Origin of the sequence: Absiella sp. AM29-15 (assembly GCF_003434225.1) — a bacterium.
Taxonomy (GTDB): Bacteria; Bacillota_I; Bacilli_A; order Erysipelotrichales; family Erysipelotrichaceae; genus Hoskinsella; species Hoskinsella hominis.
Window position 1 is genome coordinate 22,318 of the sequence record NZ_QVFL01000015.1, and the last position, 6,888, is coordinate 29,205.

General features: G+C 37.3%; 6 protein-coding genes. 1 reads left to right on the forward strand and 5 read right to left on the reverse strand.

From position 1 onward, the window contains the following. Positions 1-102: 102 nt before the first annotated feature. From DW761_RS14595 to DW761_RS14610, 4 genes are read right to left on the reverse strand one after another with little or no spacing between them, the layout of a single operon-like run. Complete coding sequence (locus DW761_RS14595; RefSeq protein ID WP_158552208.1) at positions 103-1,107, reverse strand: aldose epimerase family protein; 1,005 nt, start codon at positions 1,105-1,107, stop codon at positions 103-105. A 4-nt stretch (positions 1,108-1,111) separates the two neighbouring features. Beyond that, complete coding sequence (locus DW761_RS14600; protein WP_117453167.1) at positions 1,112-1,813, reverse strand: L-ribulose-5-phosphate 4-epimerase; 702 nt, start codon at positions 1,811-1,813, stop codon at positions 1,112-1,114. Positions 1,814-1,818: 5 nt separating this feature from the next. Next, positions 1,819-3,303, reverse strand: coding sequence for an L-arabinose isomerase (araA, locus tag DW761_RS14605; RefSeq protein WP_117453166.1), 1,485 nt, complete (start codon positions 3,301-3,303; stop codon positions 1,819-1,821). Between the two features lie 12 nt (positions 3,304-3,315). Beyond that, a complete protein-coding gene (locus tag DW761_RS14610) occupies positions 3,316-4,908 on the reverse strand; it encodes a xylulokinase (protein WP_233513108.1) in 1,593 nt (530 codons plus the stop codon). A 134-nt stretch (positions 4,909-5,042) separates the two neighbouring features. On the opposite strand from DW761_RS14610, the gene DW761_RS14615 reads away from it, so the two are divergent. Then, positions 5,043-5,906 (forward strand): helix-turn-helix transcriptional regulator, encoded by an 864-nt coding sequence (locus tag DW761_RS14615; protein ID WP_117518562.1) that lies wholly within the window; start codon positions 5,043-5,045, stop codon positions 5,904-5,906. Positions 5,907-5,937: 31 nt separating this feature from the next. Here DW761_RS14615 and DW761_RS14620 read toward each other — a convergent pair whose 3' ends face one another. Next, entirely contained in the window at positions 5,938-6,864 is a 927-nt protein-coding gene (locus DW761_RS14620) for a transketolase family protein (RefSeq protein ID WP_117518563.1), read from the reverse strand. Positions 6,865-6,888 lie beyond the last annotated feature (24 nt).

Sequence of the window (6,888 nt, forward strand, 5' to 3'; positions counted from 1 at the left end):
ATAAGTGTATCTTATCAGATTGTTGTAGGAATATCTAGCCTTAAGTAATATAAAAAAGTATTCCAAAAAGATTAAGGAATACTTAGTTTATTATTTTCAACTTTATTGAAACTGATATGTTGTTTTTGTTGTATATTTCTCATTGGCCTTCAATAGTGTTTCTGGACATTCTTGAAGATTTATCGCATCTGGCATATACGATGTTTCTATACATACTGCACAATGCCCGATATATTCTTTGCCGTGTTTACCATGTTGTGGCTCTTGATCATCTGGCACATAAAGATGAAATCCTGGTAAATCTGTTTTCACGATAAGGCTGTGTTGATGTTTTTGATCCACTAGTTTTACCATATGTTCCTTGTTTTCATCAAAGCGGAAATAATGATCATATCCATTGGCTCTTTGTATTTGAATATTCATTTGATCATAAATATCTTTTCCAATTGCTTTGCCTTTGGTAAAATCAAATGGCGTACCTTTTGTTTCTGATAATTTTCCTGTGACCAAACGGTTTTCATCATTCTCTGCATAATATGAAGCGTTCATTGTTAGTATCTGTTCATCGACAGAACCATCCCCATGCCCTTGTAAAGCAAAGTAAGAATGGTTGGTAAAGTTCACAATGGTATCCTGATCCGATATCGCAGAATATTCAATACATAACGTATCATCATGCAATGTAAATGTAATATCCAATATAAGATTTCCTGGATATCCTTCCTCCATATCCGGGCTATTGTATCGCATGGTTACACTTGTTTTATCATATGCCAGCACCTGAAATAAACGTGTATGAAAGCCATTTTTCCCACCGTGCAGGCTGTTGCCATGATCATTGATATCTAAATGATATGCTTGATCATGCAATGTGAAAGCTCCTTTTGCGATACGATTGGCACACCGTCCAATGGTTGCGCCATAGTAGTTTTTAAACTTTTGATATTCATCAATGGTATCATAACCTAAGACGACATCTGTATCATCTTTTTTATATCGAATTGATGTAATCGTGGCACCTAGATTGATGATATCCACACATAAAGATTCTGATTCTAAACGATATACATTGATATTAGGATACTTTTGATCAAATATTTGTTCCATAGCATTATCCTTTTTGACCATAATAAGCATTAGGTCCATGTTTACGTTTAAAATGCTTGTCTAATAAGGACTGTTGCATTCTTTGTGGTTCATGGTTCATTAACATAATACTGACAAAATCCATAGCGGCACATTCTTCCATAACCACTGCATTATGTACAGCTTCAAATGGATCTTTTCCCCATGCGAATGGCCCATGACTATGTACCAAAACACCTGGCACCTCATCTGGTTCCATGCCTCTTTCTTTAAATGTTTCCACAATGACATTTCCAGTTTCAAGTTCATATGCGCCTTGTATTTCTTCCTTTCGCATATATCTTGTACATGGAATATCGCCATAGAAATAATCAGCCTGTGTTGTACCCATAGCTAATATATCTCTGCCTGCCTGTGCAAAGCTGGTTGCGAAACGAGAATGCGTATGCACTGCCCCACCAATATGAGGAAAGTTTTTATAAAATACGATATGTGTCATAAAATCACTGCTTGGTTTTAAATGTCCTTCCACAACATTTCCTTCCAGATCAATTAACACGATATCTTCCATTTTCATTTTATCATACGCTACACCACTTGGCTTGATCGCAATGATGCCTTTTTCACGATCAATCCCAGATACATTTCCCCATGTAAAGGTCACAAGTTGATATTTTGTAAGTAATAAATTAGCTTCTAATACGCTTTGTTTCAAGTTTTCTAACATAAGTTTTATCCTTTCAGTTTCCAGATCATATCATTCCATGTTAATTCTTTACGTAAATCTGGAATTTTTGTTTCTTTACAGATATGAATAAATTCCATGTTCATGATTTCTGCGAAGTCACGCAAGATATCCGCATCTAAATCATAACTGATGACAGAGTGATGGGCACCTCCTGCATAAATCCATGCTTCTGCACTGGTTTCTAAACTTGGAAGTGGTTTCCATAAAACACCTGCCACAGGCAAATTTGGCATATCATGCTTTTGTTTTTGACAAATGACATCATTTACAATCATACGGAATCGATCGCCCATATCAATGATTGTCGCAAGTACAGCTGGTCCTTCTTTTGCTTTAAATGTTAAACGAGCAGGATCTTTACGATCTCCGATACCTAATGGCACAACTTTGATTTCTGGACGTGTCGCTGCCACACTTGGGCACACTTCTAACATATGTGCTCCCATATTCATGCCACATGCTGGATCAAAATGATATGTATAATCTTCCATAAACGCTGTACCACCATCTTTATCCTTCGTCATCATTTTCATGATACGACATAATGCTGCTGTTTTCCAATCGCCTTCACCCGCAAAACCATAGCCTTTACGCATTAAGTCCTGCGCCGCAAGTCCTGGCAGCTGTTCTAATTGTTGTAAATCCTGAAAATTGGTATGGAATGCATTATATCCGCCATGTTCCTGCATGAATTTTTCAATGGCAATTTCTTCCCTCGCCTGATAACGAATCGCTTCAATATTTTCTGTTGCGATATCATATAATGCTTCATAAGCTTTCATCTGTTCATCGATTTCTTCTTCACTTACTGCCTGTACATATTGAATGATATCTCCAACACCATAATGATCCACAATCCATCCCAGCTTGATTTCCGCTTCTACCTTATCTCCTTCCGTAACTGCAACATCACGCATATTATCAGAAATACGCATAACTTTTACACGATTACTTTCATAAGCACCAACGGCTGCACGCATCCATTTCCCCATACGTTGACGCATCGTTTCATCTTTCCAATACCCACTAATCACCTTATGTGCCAAACGCATACGAGCAGTGATAAAGCCATGTTCACGATCTCCATGTGCGGATTGATTCAGATTCATAAAATCCATATCGATTTCATTCCAAGGAATATCACGATTAAATTGTGTATTGATATGCAATAATGGTTTTTGAAGTGCTTCAAAGCCTTTGATCCACATCTTGCTTGGTGAAAATGTATGCATCCAAGTGATCACACCTGCACAATGTTCATCCATGTTTGCGGCACACATTACATCATAGATTTCTTTACGATTGCGCACCACTGGTTTCCAGATAATTTCACAAGGCAGTAAGGCATCCTGATTCCATCCTTCTACCATTTCTTTCGTATGTGCATCCACGGTTTTTAAAACTTCTTCTCCATAGAGATCCTGACTTCCTACCACAAACCAGAATGTATAATTTCCTAAACTTTTCATTTTTATTTCCTCCTATAGCTCTTTCACAGCTGTTCTTTCTACGATCAGACATTTTTTATAATCTTTGATAAATGCATCAAAACCATTAATCAATGCTTCATCTGCCATTTGTGTATTACATTCTACATTCAAGAAAACCCGTCGTTGTAGATAATTTGAAAGGGACATTCCTGCTTCTTTTTGTTGTTTGTATGCCGCAAGAACAGCACATCCCCATGCCCCGCCTTCTCCTGCTGTTTCTAATACGCTGAGCGGTGCACGCATAATAGCTGACATGATTTTCTGTCCGACAAGCGGAGTTTTAAAGAAGCCGCCATGTCCAAACATCTGATGAATTTTTACATTTTCTTTTTGAGTTAAAATATCCATACCCATTTTTAATGTAGATAAGGATGAATAAATCAATGTCAACATGAAGTTTTCTAATGTAAAATGTCCATCCGGTTTTCTTACAAATAATGGTACGCCTGATGTAAAGCCAGTAATCGGTTCTCCTGATAAATAGTTACATGCGATAAGTCCGCCACCATCAAGTTCTGCCTGTAAGGCTTTTTGAAATAGTATTCCATAGATATCATCTAAGTCTGCCTTCACATTCATGCCATTTAGAAATTGTGAAAATATATTTGCCCATGCATTTAATTCAGAGGTACCATTATTACAATGCACCATCGCAACAAGATCTCCTGATGGGGTTGTGACCATATCTAATGCTTCATATACCCGGCTTAATGCTTTCTCAAGCACGACCATTGCAAATACGCTGGTACCCGCTGATACATTTCCACTTCCTATATTGATGCTGTTGGTTGCGACCATGCCAGTTCCTGCATCTCCTTCTGGAGGGCATAATGGAACGTCTGCGCAAAGATCATGCTCTACATCCAAAAAAGCAGCACCAGCAGTCGTTAAATGACCTGCTTCATCCCCTGCATTTAATACTTTTGGAAAGATATCCCGTAGTTTCCATGGCAGTTGTTCTCCTGATATTTTTTCATTAAATTTCTGTACCATTGTTTCATCATAATCAATTTTAGAAGAATCAATGGGAAACATACCACTTGCCTCACCAACACCTAATACTTTTTCACCTGTCAATAGATAATGCACATAGCCGGCTAAAGTCGTCTGGAATGCAATTTGTTTTACATGTGGTTCTTTGTTTAAGATTGCCTGATATAAGTGAGCAATACTCCAGCGTTGAGGGATATTATATTGAAAAAGTTCTGTCAGCTGTTTACTTGCTGTTTCACTCATTGTATTGCGCCATGTACGAAATGGTGTCAATAAGTTACCTGCTTTATCAAATACAAGATATCCATGCATCATTGCACTGATTCCCATACCATCTAGTTTTTTCAAAACAAAGCCATATTTTGTTTTAACATCTTCTTTTAACGCATGATAACATGCTTGTAACCCTGTATGAACCATATCCAGAGAATATGTCCAGATACCATCCTGCATTTGATTTTCCCAATCGTAATTTCCCTGTGCCAGCACTTCATGATTTTCATTGATCAATACCGCTTTAATTCTGGTAGACCCTAATTCTATTCCCAGATACAGCTTTTTAAATTGTTTTTGTTGTGTTGTATGTTCCATGATCATAAACCTCCTTTGCTTTCTTTATCTTACACTTACAGTATAATGAAACCAGGTGATGAAAAAAAGAAATTCCTTATGGAAATATAGACATTTATTGTCATTTCTTATACAATACAGCTAGAGGTGATCATATGCTGGCAAATTTTGAAAAACGAAACTATGAAGATCATTGTCATATCTGGATTGGTGGTTATAGAAACCTGCATAATCTAGCACATTGGCATATGGAAACAGAGTTAATCTATATTGAACAGGGGCAAGCAATCATATCGCATAACGATGAAGAATATCACTTACGAAGCGGTGATTTGATTTATATCAACAGTGGACAGATTCACTATATCAACTGTGATCAGGACTGCATTGTGAAAATAATTATGTTTCATGGGGACTTTCTGCCTGAAGCATTACAAGATGTTTATACAAAGGATGCTGTTTTAAAATCAGCTTATCATTTCTTAGATATTTTTATATCCATCCAATATGAACTAAAACATAAACATGCTTTCTATATTGAACGCTGTCATAACCTGTTAGAACAGCTGTTGATTGAAATATATCGAAAAGAAAACATAGACAAATTTTATGCGATCAATAAGAATGTGAATCTGATGGATTATAAAGGGCTGCTTTCTGAAATACAGAAAAACTATGCGGATATCACCTTTTCTCAGGCGGCATCTTATATGGGGCTTTCTGAATCATACTTTTCTAAATATTTTCATAAATTATCCGGTATGACCTTTTCCAGATATCTAAATATCATACGTATTGAAAAAGCGATTTCCTTATTAAAAGAAAAAGCATTTACCGTTACGGAAATATCCTATCAATGTGGTTTTGAAACGATTCGTCACTTCAATCGTGTATTTAAAGAAATTACCGGATATACACCGAAAAATATGCCAAAGGATTTTGTCTTGAATCAACATACGACCAAAATGTTTGAAACTAATTTTGATCCAACCTTAAAAGAATCGGTATTATTAAAATAGGAGCTGTACATATTCTGTACAACTCCTTTTTTTATAATATTTCTTTAATTTTTCTCACGATTGCTTTTGCGTCTAGTTCGTATTTTTCTAATAAAGCATCCGGTGTTCCACTTTCTCCAAAGCAGTCCTGCATACCAATCATCACCATCTTCACTGGTTCATTCTTTACCAATACTTCTGCAATCGCACTACCTAAACCACCGATGACACTGTGTTCTTCACAGCTGACGATGACTTCATGTTCTTTTGCCAGTTCTTTGATCAGTTCTTCATCGATTGGCTTGATACATGGCATATCTACCACTGTCACTTCTTTGCCTTCAGCTTTCAATGTTTTATATGCACGTAAGGCTTGCTGTACCATCATACCTGTAGCTACGATTGCGACTTTTTTGCCTTTTCTCAAAATGTTGCCTTTGCCATATGTGAATGCTGTATCATCACTGTATACATCTTCCACATTGCCTCGACCAAGTCTTACATAACATGGACCTTCGATATCTGCGACTGCTTTTACAATCATCTCTGCCTGTCTTGCATCACATGGATTGAATACCTTCATGTTTGGCATTGCGCGCATCAATGCGATATCTTCTACACTTTGATGACTTGCGCCATCTTCGCCTACCGTAATACCTGCATGTGTGGCACATACTTTCACGTTTAACTTAGGATATGCAATACTGTTTCTTACCTGTTCATAAGCTCTTCCTGCCGCAAACATCGCAAAGCTGGATGCATAGACAACCTTGCCACTAGCGGCTAATCCTGCTGCGACTCCCATCATATTGCCTTCTGCGATTCCCATATTGAAATGGTGTTCTGGTCTTGCTTTTTTCGCATCACATGTTTTCGTTGATTTGGTCAGGTCGGCATCTAGTACGATCACATCATCACGTTCTACGATCAGTTCAGCCAGTGCTTTTCCATATGCTGTTCTTGTCGCTACTTTACTCATTGCCTTCACCTTCCAATTCTTTCA